This is a genomic window from Chengkuizengella axinellae (assembly GCF_030730905.1).
GTDB classification, from domain to species: domain Bacteria; phylum Bacillota; class Bacilli; order Paenibacillales; family KCTC-33759; genus Chengkuizengella; species Chengkuizengella axinellae.
Map to the genome: position 1 here is coordinate 67274 of NZ_JAVAMP010000006.1, position 19407 is coordinate 86680.

General features: G+C 33.6%; 18 protein-coding genes. 5 read left to right on the top strand and 13 right to left on the bottom strand.

What is annotated here, in order from left to right:
* Positions 1 to 362 precede the first annotated feature (362 nt).
* The 3 genes from Q5Y73_RS13525 to Q5Y73_RS13535 all read left to right on the top strand — a co-directional run bounded on the left by Q5Y73_RS13525 (position 363) and on the right by Q5Y73_RS13535 (position 3423).
* On the top strand, positions 363 to 488 hold the full coding sequence (locus tag Q5Y73_RS13525; protein ID WP_305992443.1) for a hypothetical protein: 126 nt from the start codon (positions 363 to 365) through the stop codon (positions 486 to 488).
* Positions 489 to 767: 279 nt separating this feature from the next.
* Positions 768 to 2084, top strand: coding sequence for a cytochrome P450 (locus Q5Y73_RS13530; RefSeq protein WP_305992444.1), 1317 nt, complete (start codon positions 768 to 770; stop codon positions 2082 to 2084).
* 127 nt (positions 2085 to 2211) lie between these two features.
* Complete coding sequence (locus Q5Y73_RS13535) at positions 2212 to 3423, top strand: stalk domain-containing protein (RefSeq protein WP_305992445.1); 1212 nt, start codon at positions 2212 to 2214, stop codon at positions 3421 to 3423.
* Positions 3424 to 3550: 127 nt separating this feature from the next.
* Here the strand turns inward: Q5Y73_RS13535 and Q5Y73_RS13540 are convergent, their stop codons facing one another.
* The gene (locus Q5Y73_RS13540; protein WP_305992446.1) at positions 3551 to 4432 is read right to left on the bottom strand and encodes a LysR family transcriptional regulator; all 882 of its coding nucleotides are present in this window, start codon (positions 4430 to 4432) and stop codon (positions 3551 to 3553) included.
* Between the two features lie 205 nt (positions 4433 to 4637).
* On the opposite strand from Q5Y73_RS13540, the gene Q5Y73_RS13545 reads away from it, so the two are divergent.
* Positions 4638 to 5666: a YeiH family protein gene (locus tag Q5Y73_RS13545; protein ID WP_305992447.1), complete on the top strand. Its 1029-nt coding sequence runs from the start codon at positions 4638 to 4640 to the stop codon at positions 5664 to 5666.
* A 102-nt stretch (positions 5667 to 5768) separates the two neighbouring features.
* Here Q5Y73_RS13545 and Q5Y73_RS13550 read toward each other — a convergent pair whose 3' ends face one another.
* From Q5Y73_RS13550 to Q5Y73_RS13575, 6 genes are all read right to left on the bottom strand, one after another.
* Positions 5769 to 7856: a glycoside hydrolase family 2 protein gene (locus tag Q5Y73_RS13550; protein WP_305992448.1), complete on the bottom strand. Its 2088-nt coding sequence runs from the start codon at positions 7854 to 7856 to the stop codon at positions 5769 to 5771.
* Between the two features lie 213 nt (positions 7857 to 8069).
* The gene (locus tag Q5Y73_RS13555; protein WP_305992449.1) at positions 8070 to 8522 is read right to left on the bottom strand and encodes a VOC family protein; all 453 of its coding nucleotides are present in this window, start codon (positions 8520 to 8522) and stop codon (positions 8070 to 8072) included.
* A 121-nt stretch (positions 8523 to 8643) separates the two neighbouring features.
* On the bottom strand, positions 8644 to 9033 hold the full coding sequence (locus tag Q5Y73_RS13560; protein WP_305992450.1) for a rhodanese-like domain-containing protein: 390 nt from the start codon (positions 9031 to 9033) through the stop codon (positions 8644 to 8646).
* A gap of 111 nt (positions 9034 to 9144) precedes the next feature.
* Positions 9145 to 9639, bottom strand: a complete 495-nt coding sequence (locus Q5Y73_RS13565) for an MATE family efflux transporter (protein ID WP_305992451.1) — start codon at positions 9637 to 9639, stop codon at positions 9145 to 9147.
* Positions 9587 to 10081, bottom strand: coding sequence for an MATE family efflux transporter (locus tag Q5Y73_RS13570; protein ID WP_305992452.1), 495 nt, complete (start codon positions 10079 to 10081; stop codon positions 9587 to 9589). The genes Q5Y73_RS13565 and Q5Y73_RS13570 overlap by 53 nt, the downstream gene beginning before the upstream one ends.
* A complete protein-coding gene (locus Q5Y73_RS13575; RefSeq protein WP_305992453.1) occupies positions 10078 to 10233 on the bottom strand; it encodes a hypothetical protein in 156 nt (51 codons plus the stop codon). Before Q5Y73_RS13575 ends, Q5Y73_RS13570 begins: the two co-directional genes overlap by 4 nt.
* 162 nt (positions 10234 to 10395) lie before the next feature.
* Here Q5Y73_RS13575 and Q5Y73_RS13580 point away from each other — a divergent pair, with 162 nt between their 5' ends.
* Positions 10396 to 11472: a M15 family metallopeptidase gene (locus tag Q5Y73_RS13580; RefSeq protein ID WP_305992454.1), complete on the top strand. Its 1077-nt coding sequence runs from the start codon at positions 10396 to 10398 to the stop codon at positions 11470 to 11472.
* A gap of 83 nt (positions 11473 to 11555) precedes the next feature.
* Here the strand turns inward: Q5Y73_RS13580 and Q5Y73_RS13585 are convergent, their stop codons facing one another.
* The 6 genes from Q5Y73_RS13585 to Q5Y73_RS13610 form a co-directional block, all read right to left on the bottom strand.
* Positions 11556 to 13289 carry a methyl-accepting chemotaxis protein gene (locus tag Q5Y73_RS13585; protein WP_305992455.1) on the bottom strand — a complete coding sequence of 578 codons (1734 nt, stop codon included), beginning with the start codon at positions 13287 to 13289 and terminating at the stop codon, positions 11556 to 11558.
* Between the two features lie 264 nt (positions 13290 to 13553).
* Positions 13554 to 14876, bottom strand: coding sequence for an ABC transporter substrate-binding protein (locus Q5Y73_RS13590; RefSeq protein ID WP_305992456.1), 1323 nt, complete (start codon positions 14874 to 14876; stop codon positions 13554 to 13556).
* Between the two features lie 475 nt (positions 14877 to 15351).
* Entirely contained in the window at positions 15352 to 16173 is an 822-nt protein-coding gene (locus Q5Y73_RS13595; RefSeq protein ID WP_305992457.1) for a carbohydrate ABC transporter permease, read from the bottom strand.
* Positions 16174 to 16195: 22 nt separating this feature from the next.
* Positions 16196 to 17116 (bottom strand): carbohydrate ABC transporter permease, encoded by a 921-nt coding sequence (locus Q5Y73_RS13600; protein ID WP_305992458.1) that lies wholly within the window; start codon positions 17114 to 17116, stop codon positions 16196 to 16198.
* A gap of 408 nt (positions 17117 to 17524) precedes the next feature.
* A complete protein-coding gene (locus Q5Y73_RS13605; RefSeq protein WP_305992459.1) occupies positions 17525 to 18346 on the bottom strand; it encodes a carbohydrate ABC transporter permease in 822 nt (273 codons plus the stop codon).
* 22 nt (positions 18347 to 18368) lie between these two features.
* Positions 18369 to 19301: a carbohydrate ABC transporter permease gene (locus Q5Y73_RS13610; protein WP_305992460.1), complete on the bottom strand. Its 933-nt coding sequence runs from the start codon at positions 19299 to 19301 to the stop codon at positions 18369 to 18371.
* Between the last annotated feature and the right edge of the window lie 106 nt (positions 19302 to 19407).

The window sequence follows — 19407 nt, forward strand, 5'->3', positions numbered from 1 at the left end:
CCACTGACGCAAACCTTCTACCTGGCTAATCCATTTTGATCAAACAAAATGGATTGAAAATCAATCTAAATCATTTCCATGACCTGTCCCTCGATTCATCTTCATTTCACATTTTTTTCAAAAAAAATAAAAATCAAAAATAAATTTGTTATATAATGCAACTTTTTCATGCTTTCTGTCGTCGTATTTTTTGGGAAGATGGTCCACTAAAACAATAAGTAGAATATTTTGAAATGTTTTGAAAATATGAGGTCATTTCAGCAGAAATGAAATGTATTCAAGAAGGTCTGTTGGTCTAACAAATTGAAATAAAGTTGAGAATAAAAATAGAATTACAAAAGTTAGAAGAGTCACGATTAGTAATGAATAAGCTACAAAATAATTACAAAGATCATTATGTTGATTGTTTGATTTTAACACGTAAAGTAGATGAATTAATAAATAGAGTATTGGAACTACAGTTGAAATTAAAACAGTCATCTGTTTAGTGAAGATAAATTATTTAAAGTAACAATATCACCTTTCCAAACGGAATCGGTGACCAATCAAAATCTGCAAAGGGTACTTTTATTTCCATTTCTCAGCTCTAATAGATCTATTATATGAGTCTGATAATCCATAAGGGTCCATCACTGTAAGAGTCATTTGAAAGTGCCATCATTAAATTTGATAGACTTTGATGTGTCTTTTTCAGAAATCAATATGGTAGAATTAGGGTTAACAACTATGATTTTACTTAAATTAACCATTTGTGAGGAGGATAATAAATGGAAGTAAGGACAGGAATACCAGTTGCCAGCCCTGAAGAAACAAAACTATTTCATAATGATTTAAACGGCATTCTAACACTCCAGCAAAAATATACAAAAGATCGTGTCGTGTATATTCCAGAACCAAACCAAGGACTTTATATTTTATTCAATGCAGACGATATTGGGGAAGTACTCGTTAAAAAGCAAACATCCTTTGAAAAAGGGTCAACCGCTAATCTATTAAAAAGCCTACTAGGAGATGGGTTAGTCACAAGTAAAAATCATAAACATCGAAAAGATCGCAAATTAATGCAGCCCATGTTTCAATTTCAGTCCATAGAAAACTTTGCGCCTCATATGGTAAAACAAACTTACTCATTAACAGAAAATTGGGAAGATGGACAAATCAGGGATATCTCAAGTGAAATGAATGAAATCACCTTGAACATTATTACTGACACCATGTTCGGAACTAAAGTGGATAAAGAACTATTAAGTGGGTTACGTTCCTCTTTAAAGAATTTTGGGCGTTTTATTATGAAAAGTTCGAAGAATAAGCAAGTGGATGAAAAAGAAATTTTCAACTTTCGACAGAATATACAACTAATCAATCAAATCGTAATGTCTATAATAGAGAAACGTAAACTTGAAAATATTGATGACTATCATGATTTATTATCCCTCTTATTAAAAGCTAAAGATGAAGATAATAACCAACTCACGAATGAGGAAATTAAAGATCAGGTCATGACCATTTTTGTTGCGGGTCACGGCACAACTGCAAATATGCTGTCATGGATTTGGTATTTAATCTCTCAACACCCAGAAGTTGAACAAAAATTCTATCAAGAAATCGATTCGGTTCTTGCAGGAGAACCACCAACCATTCATGACCTCAAAAACCTTCAATATACCGATCTAATCATCCAAGAAGCTCTGCGATTTTACCCCGTAGTATACCAAATGCGAAGACTAGTAATAGAAGAAGTACAAATTGGAGAACACACTTTCCAAAAAGGAGACGAGGTCTTATTAAGTCAATATGCAATACATAGAAATCCACTATATTATGATCATGCAAATGAGTTTATTCCTGAAAGATTTGCACAGGAAAATATCAAAAACAATCCAAAGTTTTCATATTTTCCATTTGGAGGCGGTGCAAGAGTATGTATTGGAAACCACTTTGCTTTACAGGAAGCTGCTCTTATACTAGCGACCATTGCTCAGCAATATCAATTGCAGCTTTCAAACCCTGACAATGTTGGAATAGAGCCTTTAATTACACTCAATCCTAAAAATGGATTAGAGATGACTTTGAAAAAACGTTAACATCATTCCCTTTCTCCCTATGCTTGTTACTCCCATCATTTACATATAGTGTTCTTTTATCTAATTATGTTATTTTGTTTATGTTGTGGTTTATATCAATTACATATAGTAGCAGGGGGAGAGGTTTTTGAAAAAGGGAATCATTTTATTAGTAATATTAATAGTATCCATTGTATCTTCTGCAGTTGTATTTGGTACAGATGAGAAAGAAATTGAAGTTTGGATAGATGATAAAAAACTACAGTTCGAAGAGACTCCATTTATAGAAGATAATAAACTATTTGTGCCTTTTAGACTTTTGTTTAATGAGTTAGGATTAATTGTGAACTGGGATCAAGAAACGCAAACCGTATTAGGTACCAATGATAATTTCTCTATTCATTTACCATTGTATAGCAAACAAACAATAGTGAATGGAGAAACAATGGAAGTAGAGCCTAAAATCGTTAATAATCGGACATTTGTTTCTATCAAATTTGTCGTTGAGTCTATTGGAGCAAAAGTAGAATGGGATGATCAATTAAGAATAATTTCAGTCACAAGCCCAAGAGAACTGGAAAAACAGAACGAAATTGAAAGACAGGAAGAAATTAAAAAACAGGAAGAATATAAAAAGGAAATCTCAGAAATGTTTGATCGATATATAGAATATAGAAATGATGAAAATTTGACTGGAATAGAATCATTATTATCCGATGGTTTTCATCAAATTAATAGCAATGTAGAATCATTAGAATATTTTGAAACATACGATTTGGAAATTGAATTGATGGAAATTGATATTCAATTTATGAATCAGCATTATGTAGCAAATATAGAGACTATTGAAAAAGTAGTGAATACGAATGAAGCATTTTATTTGGATCAAATACAAGATCTTTCATATACAGTTTGGAAAACAAAAGAAGGATCGTGGCAAATAGACGTAAGTAGATTATGGGATAAAGAATATATAACTCCAGAGAGCATATTAAATTATGAAGTAGATGTCCCTAAAGATTACGAAGAAGAAATTTTAAAAGTCTTAGAAGATGAGATCAAATATGCAAATGAAGGGAATATAGAGAAATACACTTCTGTTTATCATGATGAATCTCCTGAAATAACAGAAGAAAACGTCCAGTTTTTAATAAATGTTTGGTCAGAATTTGGGTACCTTTCGTATGAAAATTTACTTGTTTCTATTGTAGATTTTAAAGAGAATGAAGCTAAAGTGTTTGCACTTCAAAATATGGTTGAATCACCATTTTATAACACATTAAGTGAAAGAGCCTTTATTTATACCTTGGAAAAATCTGAAAACGATCAGTGGAAGATTTATCAAAAGGAAAAAATATAGTATGAATGTCAAAAGCGAAAGATAAAATCGATTTCATAAAGAACTATATTTTATTCGGTGTAAGATCTTATTTTCGCCATGGAAATTCCTTTAATAGGAGTTTCTTTTTTGTTTTTATACAAATCATCTATCTATATCTGTCTCTCAACATTTTCAAAAATAGTTCCATCGCTTTAGTTTGAAAAGGAACGGTTCTAGTTACAATTGAAAACTTCCTACGAACGGGTAAACCTTCATACTCTACTAATCGTAAAGTACCAGAAGACAACTCTCGTTGAATGGCCCATTTTGATAGTAATGATATACCTATGCCCGATTCTACTGATTCCTTAATGACCTGTGTGCTCCCAAACTCCATTTTATGCTGTGGATTTAATTGTAGCCTGTCGAACATTTTATCTGTCGCTTCTCTTGTTCCTGAGCCCTCTTCCCTCACAATCCATGTTTCCGCTTCCAGTTCTTCCTTCGTCACTATACTTTGATTTGCAAATCGGTGATTAGCAGACATTGTGACATACATAAGATCATCTGCAAAGGGTTCAATATTTAAACTTTGTTGATTAAATTCACCTTCAACAATCCCAATTTCCAATTCGTTATTTACGACTAAATCTACGATTCTCTTTGAATTTCTAATCGTGATAGAAGGTTTAATAAGAGGGTAATTCTCAAGCAAATCAGAAATCATTCCAGGTAATACATATTCACCAAAAGAATAGCTTGCCCCTATGAATAAATCTCCGCTTGCTTTATTCATTAGATCATCTACTAAGTACTGCATGCGAGTATAATGACTCAATATTTCTTTTGCATGATGATATACAATTTCTCCAGCCATGTTTAATCTAACAAATTTATTGCTTCTTTCTAACAGCCTTGTCCCAATCTGTTGTTCAAGTGATTGAATATATTGACTCACAGCAGGTTGAGTCATATGTAGCTCTTCCGCTGCACGTGAAAAATTCTTTTTTTCTACGACTGTTGTAAAAACAAGTAACTGATGATCCATATATAGTCACTACCTCTCTCATTGTTACTTCTATTGTATCATAAGTAAATCGTTATTATAAATATAATTATGATTTATTTTTCTTATTTAACAGAATGATTTATGCTGAAGTTAACAAACATTTATTTCATGTTTCTTTTTAGAGAAATCAAGATTCTTAAAGTGTTTTATCAACAAAAATGTTTTTTAAAGTGAGGAATCATTCATGAATGAAAACGTTTTAAAAAAATCAGTCTCTATTAACTTCAAACCATTTATCTACTGGACTGGTGGAGTTTTGTTCACTTTCATTATAGCACTGCTAAGCTTTCAAATAGCAAAAGTTCCTGGATTTAATTACATTGGTCCTTTAGCAACTGCAATTATTGTTTCAATCATCTATAGGCAAATTTTTGGTTACCCGGAGAAAATTAAAACAGGAGCAGTTTTTTCGGCAAAAAAACTACTACGTGCTGCTATTATTTTATACGGTTTAAAATTAAACATTGATATTATATTTAAACAAGGTCTGGGTTTAGTTGGTTTAGGAATCATCTCCATCGCTTTTTCAATCATACTAACACTACTCATTGCAAAATGGTTAAATGCAGATTTCAACTTATCCTTATTAGTTGGGGTTGGAACTGGGGTTTGTGGTGCTGCCGCCATCGCTGCCGTCTCCCCCATACTTAAATCTAAGGAAGAGGATACTGCAATTAGTATTGGGATTATTGCTTTGGTCGGTACAGCTTTTTCTATCCTATATGCCTTATTAATTCCAGTCATTCCACTCGCACCAGATGAATTTGGAATTTGGGCAGGTCTCAGCCTGCATGAACTGGCCAACGTTGCTACCGCTGCTGCACCCGCTGGAGAAGAGGTTCTAGCTATTGCATTATTGGCTAAACTTGGTCGAGTATTTTTGCTTGTTCCTTTATGCTTTGTACTTATTTACTGGAAAAAGAAAAAACAAACGGATACAGAATCAGAAACGAAAATTCATTTTCCATGGTTTCTTGTTGGATTTATCGCAATGAGTATAGTTGGAAGTTATGTAATAGGGAATATCATTTTTATTCCAGAAGAAATGATGAGTGACGTTTCTATTTTTACAACCTTTTTATTAACGATGGCGATGGCAGGTTTAGGTTTAAATGTAAATTTAAAAGCTTTACGATCAAAGGCTATGCGTCCTTTTATCGCCATGTCCATTACTTCAGTGCTTTTATCCATTTTAACTCTTTTTATTATTTAACAAGTTCAGAATTTTTTAGAATAACTGATTTTTGATTAATATTAGTAGAAACATGAGCCGACACAAAACGATCTATTTCGCTGGTCAGCTCATGTTTTTTGTTTATTCTCGATAAGGTTGAGTTAACTTTTCAAAATCCTTCTGAATTAATTCTGCAACCGGTTTTGCTTGTGTTCGATCCATATGATACATCCCAAACGTATCGATCCACATATTATGATTAACATACCAATTATACATAATCCAAAAATCAATTCCCGCAAGATAACCGTTAGGATTATATGCGCCTTCCTTCGTTACAGCTGTGTGTTCTAACATAGCTTTCATCGTATCTTCATAAACCTTTAGCTGTTTATATTTATCTTTGTCATCTGCACCTGACCATCGTCCAAACTCTGTATTTATAATTGGTTTGTCTGGCCAATTTTGGTTTGCTTCTTGTAAAAATTGAGCTGTACCTTCATATGGTGTACCTCCATGAAATACACCAAAGTACATCGTCCATCCTGCTACATCCAGAGGTTCCATTGAAACATCATTTGCACCTGGTTGATCCGCAGCTGCGCTTTGAGTAATTAAACGCCCATCATCATAATGCTCATGTAGATCGTTTACTAATCTTTCATTAAATTCTTTTCTTATCTCTGGAGCCTTAGATTCATTTTGTGTACTCCACATAATGACAGAAGGTCGATTATATTCAGAGAAAATCATTTCTCTCCACATTTGGTCTGCAAATTTCCGTTCAGCTTGAATTTCAAAATGATTCTGTTCAAATTGCCATAACGGGATTTCACTCATCGTAGTTAAACCTAAACGGTCCAATAGTATATACGTATAAACATGATTTGGATAATGCCCTGTACGTACCATATTGGCATTATGATCCATAATTTGCACTAAATCAGCTTTGATTTTATCCCATGTTGCAGTACGACCAGAATCCGGCCACTCCTCATGTCTTGCAATTCCAGCTAAAAATATAGGTTCTTCATTCATCAAAATTTTCGTAGATTCAGTACCTAACGTTCGAATGCCAAATTGTGTTGCAAAACGATCCAACTCTTTCTCTTTCTTATTTTCAATCGAAATTTCTGCTACATATAAGTTAGGGTCAAAAATAGACCATAATTGTGGATCTTGGATCACAATAGAAAAAGAAACAGCTCTTGTTTTACCCGCTTCAATTTCTATAAGCTCATTTAAATTCCCATCAAAGGCAACTTCTTCTCCTTTAATACTTGCTGCTAATGGAGAATCCAAAAATGATTCACTTTCTTTATCTGCTAAAAATATTTTTCCGTTTAAACCGACCTCACTGTTTTTTGTTGATCTATTTTCCAATACAACCTTTACTTGAACAGTTCCATCTATATTCTCAGGAATAATGTCTGCTCTTACTACATGAACAGGATCACTACCCTCTATATATAGATCTTGTAAAACCCCAGTATAGTTAAAAAAATCTGTACCCTCTAATACTGGAATAATATCCTCTCGAGATCCCCAAGGTGGATTATCTACTCGAATTACAATAGAATTTTTTTTACCAACTTCAACAAATGGTGTGATATCAAAGGCAAAAGGGGTATAACCACCTTCATGATAACCAACCCACTGACCATTCACCCAAAAGTCACCTACATAATTCAGTCCTAAGCTTTTTAAAGTCATAGCCTGACCATTCCACTCATTATCCATTGTAAAAGTGCGACGATACCAAACACCACTTTCATAGGTTTCAGATGAATATGCAGTCTCAATACCAATTAGCTCATTTTCAGGAAAAGGGAGATTGATAGTTTCCCAGCCACCATCCTCATACACTGATTCAGTACGTCCAGCTGCTTGTTGTTCAGCAGCTGTCAACCAATTTTGATCTCTAGGTGACATCGTAAATTGACCATCTGCTTCAAAACGTTCCTTTTTCCATTCCCCTTCCAATGAATAAGTCAATCTTTCTTGAGGGTCAAATGAAGGAACAGGAATTCCATTTTGAAAGGGAATAGACATTCCATCAATCTCTTCAAAAGAAAAAGTAGTTTGTAGATACTCCCCTTCTGATTGCTCTAAAATTGGATTTAAATTTGTTAATGGTTCTTCCTTGTTTAGAAATTTCATAAATACAAAACCAATACCCACAATAATAATGATAATAACACTAATCCATAATCCTTTAGTTAATTTCATAAGGTTCTCCCTTCTTTCATCCATTTGTCATCAAGTTATACTATCCCCAACATTTCAACACATATGTAATTCTATCCAAATATGATATAAACTAATTCTATTATAGAATGGTATCGATTTCAATAATTTCAATAAATAAAAAAAATAAAAAAAAGACCACTCTATTTAAATAAAGTGGACTAAGCTCGAAAATATGTATTAATAAAATATGTATTAATCTATTTCTAATAATTCAAGTATGATCTTTAAATCTTTACTTGTATCCATATAAGCATATCTACCACCTTCAAATTCACCCTTTTGAACAAGTGGCATTTGATTGCCTTCCAATATTTTTATTTTTTCAGTTAGTCCCTTGACCTCAAATGCTATGTGGTGCACACCCTCACCTTTTTCGTCTAAAAACTCTCGCCATGTACTAGGATTCTCATCAGGTTGAATTAATTCTAATTGTAGTGATCCCATATCGAAAAAGGCTAATCTTGCCCTTGCTTCTGTAGAGCTTCCCTTATATTCTGTTTGTGTTTTATCCACCGCATCTGTCCAAAACGCCTCTGGTTTATCCACACCAAAAAAGTCTGCAAATACCTGAGAGGTTTTTTCAATATCCTTTACCATAATTCCAATCTGTGTAATCACATTTGTATTTAAAATATTTTTGTCCATAAGCACTCTCCTTTTTTGAAAACCATTTCATTTAATATTTTACCATAAAGAGAAACTTACTTTCAGACTTGTACAGGATGTACTGATGCTCCCTATTATAGAAGAGAAAAGCACCCTAAATTTACTTAGAATGTTTTACCTCACCATGCCAAGACATGATTCCACCTCTTAAATGGACCATGTTTTTAAATTTTTTCTTTTTTAATACACGTGCCGCTTTTTTACTTCGAAACCCACTTCTACAGTATAACAAGACTGTTTTACCTTCTGGTATTTCATCATATCTGTTTCTAATTTGCGACAAAGGAATATTTACTGCATCCTTAATATAACCTGTTTTTAATTCGTGTGGTTCCCGTACATCAATAAGAACTTTATCTGATTTGTTTTTCAATGCCTCAGAAAAATCCGTTGTATTGAATGTCTTTAGTCCTTTTACTGGCAGTTGCTGATATATAAACCAAAATAACAAGCCAAATACGATTCCAGAAAATATAATTGAAGTATCCATATGTTATCCTTTCTAAGGGTTTGCCTTTACTAAGCTCACCTTTAACCAATTTATTTTATAATATCTTGTGACAATTGCAACACTATAAATAATGAGATACGTATTAAAGAGCTAGCCATGCACCAATACCCCCCACTCAAATACATAAATATTGAGATAGGTAAAGACCCCAAAAACTAAAATTAATGAAGTAATTAACAAGAAGAATGTATCCCCAATCCCTCGTAAACCACCTGCATAAAAGTTTAACCATGCATCAAACAACTGTAAAAAGGCAGATACCATGATTAATAAAGCAGCTAATTCATAAACTGTATCATCATTCGTATACATTCCAGTAATCTGTTTAGCAAATAAAAACTCAAGTATAGCCACACATAAGATAAAGATGGTTCCTATCCTTGCAGTTTCTGTTCCTAATTGTTTCGCTTTCAGCGGATTTGATTTTTCTATTTCCTGACCTACTAAAATTGTAGCTGTCGCCCCAAAAGCAAAAGCAGGCATAAATCCAAATGACATCACGTTTAAAGCAATTTCATTCGCTGCAAGTGCTTCAGTACCTAGTTTCCAAGATACAAAAAAAAGTAAATATGAGCATGGAAACACTAATTGAAAATTCTTGTATTCCTAATTTCGAGCTTTTTTTTTCGATCAATTTTGCTTCAGATTTATTAAAGTTGACTTTTTGGTGCGTCCACCCACCGATAAAGGCAACGCATTCTCCGATTAAAAACGCCCAGCCTGCTCCTTCTAGCTGCAGCTCTGGGAACCCCCACTTTCCATAAGCCAATGTATAGGTGAATAAGATGATGAGCGAGCTATTGATCAAAGCCAATACCATTGGTGTTCTTGTATCCCCTATCCCTCTGAAAAAACCTGCTAAAACAAAATTAACGATCCCAAAAGACATCGCATAAAAACGAAGCTGCAAATAATCTTTCCCAATTGCAATCTCTGCAGATTCCTTTCCACCAATAAAGCTTAAAATTGGTCCACTAAATAATTGATTGTATGACCCAGTCCTGAAAAAATGGCGAATGCATTTCACATGACTAAATTCGTCACTCCAACAATAGCTGTCACAGTAAAACCTAATTGATCAAACATAATTAATGAAATGGTTCCAGTTACAGTAAAGGAAGCAAATGAAATGAGCGAGGGTAAAGCTAGTCCTAAAATCAGTCTCCAATTTTTAAACATGTTGTTTTCCTCTGCCGTTGTTATTTTTTCTTATTTGATAATGTGTTCAATTCAATCATTAGTATTGTGCAATTTATCTTAGTTTCTGTCAATGCTTTTTTCATGGTATAATAAAATGGTTTTTTAACATTTCATTCATATTAAAACATCGGAGGAACACTCATGATTAATTCTCGTTTACTTACATATAGTATGAACGCAGTAGTTAGTTGTTCTATATTACTCACCGGCTGTGCAAATACTATACCTTCTAACGATTACATACCCGATTCACAAGCCCAAGAAGAGGTGGACCAACCATCTCAAAACAACAATGACAAAAAGACCATGCAAGTTGGAAGTATATTTTTCAACGATCAAGAGATGATTTTATCACCTGGTTCCTCATATTCGCTTGATCTTTACTCCTTAACAACAGATGAAACAGAAATAGAAATTAACTCAATGGATATTGACTTTGATATTCAGCCAGCAAATCTTGCTTTTATTGATGATAATGGTTTACTCTCTATTTCCAATGAAGCTAATATCGGAAATCAAATTGATGTTTCTGCGGTTTATGAGGGTTTTACTGCTCATTTAACGATAACAGTGAAGTACAGTATAGAGGACACTATTGTCGCTTCAAATGATGGAATCCCGCAGGTTACAAATCAAGAAAGTACAGCAGTGCTAGTAAATAAACAACGTAGCTTACAGGAAAACTATGTCCCTAATGATCTTGTTCAACCTAACATTCCCTTTTCTTTTGCTGGAGAAAGTGAAAAAAAATGGTTACGACAAGAAGCAGCAACAGCACTTGAACAATTATTTGCAAAAGCAGAACAAAATCAAATTGAGCTAAATGCTGTATCTGGTTATCGTTCTTATCTTACCCAACAATCCATCTTTAATTGGAATGTACAAGAGCAAGGTGAAGAACAAGCAAGAAGATATAGTGCATATCCAGGGACTAGTGAGCATCAAACTGGGTTAGCTATGGATGTTTCTAGCCCAAGTGTTAATAATGCACTTCATGAGAGCTTAGGAGATACGAAAGAGGGTCAATGGTTAGCTGAACATGCTGCTGAATTTGGCTTTATTATCCGATATCCTCAGGATAAAGAGCATATAACTGGTTATGCGTATGAACCATGGCATTTAAGATACGTAGGCAAGGAAATTGCTGCTGATATCATGGAACAGGGAATTACACTAGAAGAATATTTTAATGATGCCATACCAGTAAACAATCCTTAGTTCTCCTCTCTATTTCCTAAAATGAATATCATAAAAAGAAAAAAAATCCACTCGTAGAAGTGGATTTTTTACTAGTTGACTCATTATTGTCCCTTATCCAATTTAAAACGACTTATATTCTGTTCCATTTTATTTGATAGTTCACTCTGCTGATCTATTGTTTCAACGATATCTTTATATTGTGTTACTTGCTGATTCGTAGATGCAGCAATTTCTTGAATAGCAGCTGTAGTTTCTTCAGCAATCGCTGTGATATCAGACATATTGTTGTTTACTTCTACACTTTGATTTTTTATATCATTGGCACTTTGCAAAACTTCCTTCATTTGATAACTCATTTCTTTAAACAACTCGTTTATTTCCATAAAATTATCAAATGCAGACTTAAATGTATCTCTACCATCCGCTGTTTTTTCATTTGAACTCAATAAAGATTGTTGAAACTGTTTTGTTTTTTCTTCATTTTCTGATACGACTGCCATCACACCATTAGCAACCTTTGTTGTTTCAGTAGACAGCTCACGAATTTCATCTGCAATGACAGCAAATCCTTTACCAAATTCACCTGCTCTTGCAGCTTCAATCGATGCATTCAAAGATAGTATATTTGTAGTACGTGATATTTTTACAATCTGCTCTGAAAATTTGCGAATTTGCACAAGCTCCTGATTTAAATTTTCAAAGGAAGAGATCAATTCGTTGTTGGAGTTTTCTACTAATTGTATTTGTCCCATCGTATTATTTAATTCATCGGTTCCTGTGTTTATTCTTTCATATGTATGTTCTAGTGCCATTTTAAATTTTTCTATGATATCTACAATATCTGTTACAGATTGATCTAGATCTGATATATTCACTAACGAGTTTTCTGAATAACTTGCCTGTTCAGATATCCCTTTCGAAATCTCATCTACATTCTTTGCTATAATTTCAGTAGAGCTAAAGTTATCGGATATGGCTAGATTCACATTTTTTACATTTCCATTCATGGAAGAAATAGAATGTCTCACATCTGAGATCATCATCTTTAAATTGTCAACGATTTCATTGGTACTTCTGGCTAACAATCCAAGTTCATCATTTGATACACTCAACTTCTCTGTAGATAAATCTCCTTTAGACAACTGATAGTTGTATGAAACTAACTTATGCAGTCGTTTTACAACACTGCCATAAATCCACCAACCTAGTAACAAACAAATAATCATAGCTCCAATGATAATGACTAGGTTGCTTAGAAGAGTACTCTTATGCTCATTTTTAATCGATTCCTGTGACTCTAAAACTCCAGCATACTTAAGTTCATTTAACGTAGCAGCATTAATTACAATTCCATTAAGATCGCCGATTGATGACTTATAAGCCGTATTAAATTGACTTAAATCACCTGCAAAGATCGCATTCATAATATTCTCTTTATATTTTAAAAATCCTATCCAATTTGTTTCTAAATAATCCACAATCACTCTTTCCTCATCCGTGTTGGCGTAATCTTTTTGCTTTAAAATAGCTTGATTGATGTTTTCTATGTTCTTGTTGACATTTTCCTCAAATTGATATGGGATCATTGCAGTATTAGAATTAGACATAAGTAATTGATTTAACTCAAGTATGTAGGTTGTAAGATTCTGTAATTCGTTCATAGAGTGGATTTTAATCTCATATGCATCTTGAACTGTGTTTTCTACTTTAGACAAGGAATTATTAAGCACAAAGCCCAACAATAACAATGTCATAAACATAAACACAAACAATACAATCAATTTCACTTTTAAGTTCATAACGCTGGTTAACTTACCTATCTTATCTGTTAGCATATATATATTAACTCCTTTATTAAAGCTTACAATATTATAACATTGGATTGGAAAATATGTCTATGAATTATAGGGATTTGAGACTGCTTTACTAAATTGAAAAAGACCTAAATTGTAAATACAACTTAGGTCTCAAACATTTGTATCCTAATAATACTTAAATTAGTATAAAGGTTGCTAATTTAACCCATATTAATATTTTACCAATTGTCATCTCCTATTACTAGAAGAAGGAGTCTTAAATAAAGTAGAACTTGACATCATTTATCTTAACTCACGTTTAATGGTATCCATAGCTTCCGTCCATGCTGTTTCTGGATCCGCGCCGTTGCTTTCTACATTTGTAATGGCATCTTTAATGGCATTATGAACCGTTGCATAACTTGATCCTAAATATACAGGCTCAATTCTTAATGCAGCTTCGGCATAAATTTGACCTACATATGCTCCCGCAAAATATTCATCTGTCCATTCTTGAATTTCTGGTTTTTCATAAATACTAGGAGTAGATGGAAAGTTACCTGTTTCTTTAAATACTTCATATGCGTTTTCTTCATTTAATAGCCATTCTAAGAAGTCATACGCTTCTTGTGGATGCTCTGTTTGTTTAGGAATAGCAACAAATGATCCACCCCAAGTACCAGAAGCGATAGGCATTTGAGCTATATTCCAATTCCCAGAGGCATCAGGTGCTGAACCTTTCATCCAAGCCATCATCCAAGCTGGTGCCATTAAAGTAGCAAATCCTCCATCATTAATCGCTGAACTCCATTCACCAGACCATTGTGCGAATCTTCCCGAAAGATCATCAAGTGCAATGGCAACTGATCTATCATATGCTTCTTTCACCGCAGCATTTGACTCTACGATAAGCTCCTCATCTGCTGTAAAATATATTTCACTTAATTGTCCAATGAATGCATCAAACATCGTACCAGCCGAATCCGTCATCGGCTTTCCTGTTTTTTCTAAAATCGTTTTACCTACTTCATGATATTCTTCCCAGGTCGTAATTAAAGCTGAAACTTCATTTGGATCAGTCGGAAGTCCTGCTTCTTCAAAAATGTCTGTACGATATGCCATCGCCATTGGGCCGATATCTGTTGGTAATCCAAACAAGAAAGATCCATCAGCATTTTCAGCCTGAGTTATTTTCCAATCTAAGTAGATACCTGTAACATCTTTTGCTCCAAGTTCATATAAATTGTAGAATTTATCTTCATCACCCTTAAGTGCTTCTAGTCTTCCGACCTCAACAAATGCAATATCAGGTGCACCAGATCCAGCTGCTAAAGCTGTTACCAAACCATCATGATGTTCTGCAAATGGCATTTCTTGAAAATCAATATGAATATTTTCATTTTCTGCATTATATTTATCGATCAATGGAGCAAACCCAGTATTTGGAATGCTTGAAAATGTAAGTTCTATTATTTCTTCATTAGAATCTGATGTTGTAACGGGCGTTTCCTCTGGAGTTCCTTCAGATGAACCATCTCCACTTCCTTCGTTAGAACCTGAACATGCTGTCAATACAATGGAGAACAATAACATAAAACTCATTAATACTATGCCGAGTTTTTTCATTTCAAAAATCCCCCTAATTTTTTATTGAACGCGTTCTACTTTAAATTATAAGGGAATCATTTTGTCAAAACTACGAGGTCACTCTTATATTTTTTGTATATATTTCTCCTATTTGGATCTAATTACAAACTAAAACAAAATGTACAAGCTATTGTTATAAAACGAACTGAGCCCTTGAAAAGGGTTGTAAAATCTTAACATGGGATCCCGAAAAGAAGTTGTTATTCCTTGGATTTATCATCACTTTTTAAGTGTAGTTAAGTAATATGATTTATCTTCTCAAATTTTCATTGTTGAAACATAGAATTTGTAAAACTTATAATCTCCCTCTTGAGAAGAGGAGGATATACGGAGTGTTGATACGGGATAAATACTTAGGTTATAAAAAAACCTTAGCTGCAGTATATGCAACTAAGGTCATTAAGAATAAGAATTTATTCCTGAATATCAATTTTAAATATGATTACAAACACATTTAACCTTTAACTGAGCCCTCAGCTAACCCTGCAATAAATTGACGACTAAAAGGGATAAAAATCGCTAACAGCGGTAATGTTGCTATGAAAGCACCTGTTACAACAATAGCAGTTTCCCTAGTATAAGTACCTTGTAGGTTTCTTATGGCAAGCTGTATGGTTCGAACGGATTCGTCCCTTAAAACGATGGATTCCCATATAAAGGCATTCCAAGTACCCATGAATGTAATGATCGCCAATGTCGCCAAACCTGGTTTAATGATCGGCAATACAATACGATAATATGTCTGGAAGTTCCTTGCTCCATCCACCTTAGCTGATTCAATTAATTCCGGATGAACAGATGCATCAATATACTGCTTAATTAAAAATACACCAAAGGCACTCACAAGAGCAGGTACGATAACAGCTCTTAAATCATTAATCCAATTCAACTTACTGATAATCATATATAAAGGAATCTGTCCGATATTAGGCAACGTTAAAGTAATTATGATAAACAATAGTAAAAACTTTCTTCCCTTAAATGTAAGTCTTGATAATGCAAAAGCAGCTAATGAACAAAAGAATAACTGAGAAACAGTAACTGTTCCTGTGATAATCAATGTGTTAACTGTAGCGGTTAAAAAATCTGATCTTTCCCAAGCTGTTTGTAGGTTAATGAAAAACTGATCACCAGGTGTTAATATTGGTGGAAACTTAAATGCATCTGCATTGCTCCTTGTACTTAACACAAACATCCAATAAAAAGGGAACACGGAGATAAAAGATACAATGACTAAAAAGAAATAAGAAATAAAACGTCCTGTAGGAGATTTCATTGATTCTCACACCCTTTCCATTCTAATCTTTAATGAGTTTTGTAGAAACGACCCAATTTAATATTGCAAATAAAATGATAATGATGAACATCAACCAACCAATGGCTGCACCATATCCTATATTATATTGAGGTCCAAATGCTGTACCATACATATATAAGAACATCGTAAGAATTTGATTATCTGCTCCACCATTAAAACCATTTGCCCAAATAAATGGTTCAACAAATAACTGCATACCTCCAGATACGGATAGTATTAGAGTAAACAATATAATTGGACGAAGCTGTGGAATCGTAATGTAGAAGAATTGTTGAATTTTCGTAGCACCATCAATCGTGGCAGCTTCATACAACTCTTTTGAAATGGTTTGAAGACCCGCCATATAAATAATGGTATTATAACCGATCCATCTCCAATTCACCATTAGCGTTACTGCGAAATGAGAGAGCCAGCGATTATCATTTAACCAATCAAAACCTTGTGTCCCCAAAATGAAATTGACTAAACCATAATCTCTAGAAAATAAATTACCAAAAATAATAGTAACTGCTACAAGAGAGGTAACAAATGGCATAAATATGGCCATTTTAAACATATCCTTAAACTTTATAAAAGCCTGATTCAACACAAAAGCGATCACTAATGCTATAAATAACTGCGGCAAGATAGCCATAAACCACATTGAAAAAGTATTCACGATTGATGTTATAAAAGCTGAATCATCAGTTAGTAACCAAACATAGTTTTGAAATCCAATAAACTCCGGTTCACCCTTAAAGAGTCTCCAACTAAATAATGAAACATAAATATTAAACAAAATAGGAAATAAACCAAATACGATAAATAAAATGAAAAAGGGTGATACATATAAATATCCTGATAAAGCATCTTTTCTTGCTTGTGATCCATATTTGAAATTATTTTTTGACTTTTTCCCCATAGATATAAGACCTCCCTGTAGTGACATCTTTAATGAAGTAATTTATGTATCTTAGCGAAACTTTACCTTCTTTTTATTAAGATAACTCCCCCTAATGTTTATTGAACGCGTTCTACTTCAAATTATAAGGGAATCCATTTTTCAAAACTATAAGGCTACTCTTATATTTTTTGTATATATTTACTTGTTTTTACCTTTGATTACTATTCGGAGTTTTTCGAAGGTGTCATAAAATTCTTCATATGAATTAGAACCCCCGAAAAAGGAATCGGAATAAATATAAAAGCTTATCGTCACTTTTTTGGGTATCTGGGGGGAAGTAATAAAAAAACCTTAGTTGCAATAATGCAACTAAGGTCAATAAGTATTTATACCTCAATAAAATTTAAATATGATCACAAACTACGCTTAACCTTTAACTGAACCTTCAGCTAACCCTGCAATAAATTGTCGGCTAAAAGGGATAAAGATTGCTAACAGCGGTAATGTTGCTACAAAAGCACCTGTTACAACGATAGCAGTTTCCCTAGTATAAGTACCTTGTAGGTTTCTTATGGCAAGCTGTATGGTTCGAACGGATTCGTCCCTTAAAACGATGGATTCCCATATAAAGGCATTCCAAGTACCCATGAACGTAATGATTGCCAATGTTGCTAAACCTGGTTTAATGATCGGCAATACAATTTTATAATACGTCTGGAAGTTTCTCGCTCCATCCACCTTAGCAGATTCTATTAATTCTGGATGAACTGAAGCATCAATATACTGCTTGATTAAAAACACACCAAAGGCACTTACAAGAGCAGGTACGATAACAGCTCTTAAATCATTAATCCAATTCAACTTACTGATGATCATATATAAAGGAATTTGTCCTATACCAGGCAACGTTAAAGTAATTATTATAAACAATAGTAAAAACTTTCTTCCCTTAAATGTAAGTCTTGCTAATGCAAACGCAGCTAATGAACAAAAGAATAACTGAGAAACAGTAACTGTTCCTGTGATAATCAATGTGTTAACTGTAGCGGTTAAAAAATCTGATCTTTCCCATGCTGTTTGTAGGTTGGTAAAAAACTGATTACCAGGTGTTAATATCGGTGGAAATTTAAATGCATCCGCATTACTCCTTGTACTTAACACAAACATCCAATAAAAAGGAAACACAGAAATAAAAGAGACAATTACTAAAAAGAGATAAGAAATAAATCGTCCTATAGGAGATTTCATTTATTCTCACATCCTTCCCATTTTAATCTTTAATGAGTTTTGTAGAAATGATCCAATTTAATATTGCAAACAAGATGATAATGATAAACATTACCCAACCAATGGCTGCACCATAACCGATGTTATATTGAACACCAAATGCAGTGTTATACATGTATAAGAACATCGTAAGAACTTGGTTATCTGCTCCACCACCTGCTCCTGCCCATACTAATGGCTCAACGAATAATTGCATACCGCCAGATACGGACATTATAAGCGTGAACAATATAATTGGACGAAGCTGTGGAATCGTAATGTAGAAAAATTGTTGTACTTTCGAAGCTCCATCAATCGTGGCCGCTTCATACAATTCTTTTGAAATGGTTTGAAGACCCGCCATATAAATAATGGTATTATAACCGATCCATCTCCAGTTCACCATAAGCGTTATTGCAAAATGAGAGAGCCAGCGATTATCATTTAACCAATCAAGACCTTGTGTTCCCAAAATGAAATTGATTAAACCATAATCTCTAGAAAATAAATTACCAAAAATAATAGTAACTGCTACAAGGGAAGTAACAAATGGCATGAATATGGCCATTCTGAACATGTCCTTAAACTTTACAAAAGCTTGATTTAACACAAAAGCGATTACTAATGCTAAAAATAACTGCGGCAATGTTGCCATAAACCACATTGAAAATGTATTCACGATCGACTTTATAAAAGTTGGATCGTCCGTCAATAACCAAACATAGTTTTGAAATCCAATAAACTCCGGTTCACCCTTAAAGAGTCTCCAACTAAATAATGAAACGTACATATTAAACAAAATTGGAAATAAACCAAATACGGTGAATAATAGGAAAAAGGGTGACACGTATAAATACCCTGATAAAGCATCTTTGCTTGCTTGTGATCCATATTTAAAACGAGGTTTTTTATTCTCTGACTTGTTTCCCATTGACATAAGACCTCCTCCTTCCACAATATATGGAAATTGTTCTTTTAAAATACTCACGCTGATCAATACCATTATGATGATCAGCGCGAATATTATTGTTTATTTATTTGTT

Coding starts and splice junctions, on each gene's coding strand:
- Q5Y73_RS13525 (WP_305992443.1), top strand. CDS start 363: ATGAATAAGCTACAAAATAATTACAAAGATCATTATGTTGATTGTTTG.
- Q5Y73_RS13530 (WP_305992444.1), top strand. CDS start 768: ATGGAAGTAAGGACAGGAATACCAGTTGCCAGCCCTGAAGAAACAAAA.
- Q5Y73_RS13540 (WP_305992446.1), bottom strand. CDS start 4,432: ATGGATCATCAGTTACTTGTTTTTACAACAGTCGTAGAAAAAAAGAAT.
- Q5Y73_RS13545 (WP_305992447.1), top strand. CDS start 4,638: ATGAATGAAAACGTTTTAAAAAAATCAGTCTCTATTAACTTCAAACCA.
- Q5Y73_RS13550 (WP_305992448.1), bottom strand. CDS start 7,856: ATGAAATTAACTAAAGGATTATGGATTAGTGTTATTATCATTATTATT.
- Q5Y73_RS13555 (WP_305992449.1), bottom strand. CDS start 8,522: ATGGACAAAAATATTTTAAATACAAATGTGATTACACAGATTGGAATT.
- Q5Y73_RS13560 (WP_305992450.1), bottom strand. CDS start 9,033: ATGGATACTTCAATTATATTTTCTGGAATCGTATTTGGCTTGTTATTT.
- Q5Y73_RS13575 (WP_305992453.1), bottom strand. CDS start 10,233: ATGTTTAAAAATTGGAGACTGATTTTAGGACTAGCTTTACCCTCGCTC.
- Q5Y73_RS13580 (WP_305992454.1), top strand. CDS start 10,396: ATGATTAATTCTCGTTTACTTACATATAGTATGAACGCAGTAGTTAGT.
- Q5Y73_RS13585 (WP_305992455.1), bottom strand. CDS start 13,289: ATGCTAACAGATAAGATAGGTAAGTTAACCAGCGTTATGAACTTAAAA.
- Q5Y73_RS13590 (WP_305992456.1), bottom strand. CDS start 14,876: ATGAAAAAACTCGGCATAGTATTAATGAGTTTTATGTTATTGTTCTCC.
- Q5Y73_RS13595 (WP_305992457.1), bottom strand. CDS start 16,173: ATGAAATCTCCTACAGGACGTTTTATTTCTTATTTCTTTTTAGTCATT.
- Q5Y73_RS13600 (WP_305992458.1), bottom strand. CDS start 17,116: ATGGGGAAAAAGTCAAAAAATAATTTCAAATATGGATCACAAGCAAGA.
- Q5Y73_RS13605 (WP_305992459.1), bottom strand. CDS start 18,346: ATGAAATCTCCTATAGGACGATTTATTTCTTATCTCTTTTTAGTAATT.
- Q5Y73_RS13610 (WP_305992460.1), bottom strand. CDS start 19,301: ATGTCAATGGGAAACAAGTCAGAGAATAAAAAACCTCGTTTTAAATAT.